The sequence below is a fragment of the Parasphingorhabdus sp. genome, assembly GCF_049667325.1.
In the GTDB taxonomy this organism is placed as follows: domain Bacteria; phylum Pseudomonadota; class Alphaproteobacteria; order Sphingomonadales; family Sphingomonadaceae; genus Parasphingorhabdus.
Genome location: NZ_JBATHY010000347.1, coordinates 1 through 2,199, shown reverse-complemented (window position 1 = coordinate 2,199; position 2,199 = coordinate 1). Strand labels below are relative to the sequence as shown.

Sequence of the window (2,199 nt, the reverse complement as noted above, 5' to 3'; positions counted from 1 at the left end):
TCAACACCATCCTGCCGGGTATCTTTGATACGCCGCTGCTTGCCGGTGCCCCGCAAAATGTCCGTGACGCTCTTGGTGCCATGGTTCCGCATCCTCCGCGACTGGGCGTACCGGACGAATATGCGGCACTCGCCATGTGCATGATCGAAACCCAATATTTCAACGGTGAAGATGTGCGCCTTGATGGTGGTATCCGCATGGCACCGCGCTAGCCAAGACAAACGAAGGGGCTGCGAGAAACTCGCGGCCCTTTTTGTCACATCAGGAGATTTCCATGACCGGTTACACGCAGATCCTTTACGACGTCGCCGACAATATCGCGACGATCACGATCAATCGTCCGGAAAAGATGAATGCCTTTACCGGGACGATGATCAAGGAAATGACCGATGCCTTTGACCGGATCGATGCTGATGATGATGTGCGGGCGGTTGTGGTTACCGGAGCCGGCAACCGCGCCTTTTGCGCGGGCGCAGACCTGACCCCGGAAGATGGCAAGAAACCCTTCGCCAGCGCAGAGCCGGTGGAGGATTATTCCGATCCCCGGGTTCGCGATGGCGGTGGCTTGCTGATCCTGCGGATTTATCAATGTCTCAAGCCGGTTATCGGCGCGATCAACGGCGTTGCCGTGGGTGTTGGCGCGACGATGTTGCTGCCGATGGACATGCGGCTGGCCAGCGAGAACGCGCGTTTCGGCTTTGTCTTCGCCCGGCGCGGGATTGCACCCGATGGCGCGGCCAGTTGGTTCCTGCCCAATCTGGTCGGCAGGGCGCAAGCGCTGGAATGGTGTCTGACCGGACGGGTTTTTAATGCGCAGGAAGCGATAAACGGCGGACTTGTCCGTTCACTGCACAAGCCGGCAGATCTGCTACCCGCCGCATATGCTCTGGCGCGGGAGATTGTCGACAATACCGCGCCGGTATCAATAGCTGTGACCCGCCAGATGCTGTGGCAATTGCCCGCTGCCGCCCACCCGATGGAAGCGCATAAGGTCGACAGCCGGATCATCTATAATCGCGCGAAATCGGCCGATGCGAAAGAAGGCATTGCGAGCTTTCTCGAGAAGCGCAGTCCCGACTATCCGGATAAAGTTTCGAGCGACCTGCCTGACAGCTTCCCATGGTGGGAAGAACCTGTCTATAAGTGAAAAAATTTGTGATATCGTGCGCATAGGGGAAGATATATGAGCGTCGAAAAACTGGTGGCCAAAGAGAATGAAGCGGGCGCGCGTGAGAAGCTGATCGAGACCGCCAGTCAAATCATGCGCCAGGGCGATACGATTGATATCTCCTTTAGCGAGCTATCGGTCCTGTCCGGCCTCAACAGTGCCCTCGTCAAATATTATTTCGGTAACAAGGACGGCCTGCTCGAAGCGATTCTCGAGCGCGATATGGACAATATTCTGGTCCAGGTCGGGCTATTGATCAAAAAGGACATGCCGCCGGAAGACAAGCTGCGCCACCATATCGGTGCGGTGATCGATACCTATTACGAGTTTCCCTATCTCAACCGGTTGACGATGCGCCTGATCCGTGAGCTGCCACCCGAGGGCGCGCGCAACATCGCGGACAAATATCTCAAACCGCTTTCCGAGGCCTACAAGACTTTTGTCGGCGAAGGCATCAAGTCCGGAGTGTTCCGCACGGTCGATCCCGATCTCTTCTATTCCGCCGTCACCGGCGCCGCCGACCGTTTCTTTACCGGCAAGCTGGTCTGGAAATATTGCTATGGCCGCGAAGATTTCGACACGCGGATGCGCGATGCCTATCGCGAGCAGACCGTCGATCTGATCATGGCGGGCATTCTGAAATAGGATTTTTACCAAAAGGGAGAGATTATATGTGCAAGGCTACCGGAATCCTGGGGATGGCTCTGGCACTATCGACGGTCTCGCCCGCGCTGGCCCATGGCGATCAATCAACAAAACCGGTTTCGGAAAAGCCGGCTCCGCACGGCCCGTTGATGTCGGCTGACCAACTGCACGGCGCCTTTGGCTGGGACTTTGAAAAAACCGAGATCATGACCGAAAAACTGGCGGATGGCTTCTATGTACTGTTCGGTGTTGGCGGCAATATCGCCGTGTCGGTTGGCGAAGACGGCACGGTGATTGTCGATGACCAGTTTCCCCAGATGATTCCGAAAATACAGGCGGCGCTCGAACAGGTCGGTAGCGAGAACGTCGATTTTGTCATCAACACC

The 2,199-nt window shown here is 56.5% G+C and carries 2 protein-coding genes and 2 pseudogenes; all 4 read left to right on the top strand.

What is annotated here, in order from left to right; translation table 11 throughout:
- Positions 1-212, top strand: a pseudogene (locus WBM93_RS14690) (3-hydroxy-2-methylbutyryl-CoA dehydrogenase); the annotation flags it as partial.
- A gap of 62 nt (positions 213-274) precedes the next feature.
- Positions 275-1,147 (top strand): crotonase/enoyl-CoA hydratase family protein, encoded by an 873-nt coding sequence (locus WBM93_RS14685; RefSeq protein WP_424432610.1) that lies wholly within the window; start codon positions 275-277, stop codon positions 1,145-1,147.
- Between the two features lie 36 nt (positions 1,148-1,183).
- Complete coding sequence (locus WBM93_RS14680) at positions 1,184-1,813, top strand: TetR family transcriptional regulator (protein ID WP_424432609.1); 630 nt, start codon at positions 1,184-1,186, stop codon at positions 1,811-1,813.
- A 53-nt stretch (positions 1,814-1,866) separates the two neighbouring features.
- A pseudogene (locus WBM93_RS14675) lies at positions 1,867-2,199 on the top strand (hypothetical protein); the annotation flags it as partial.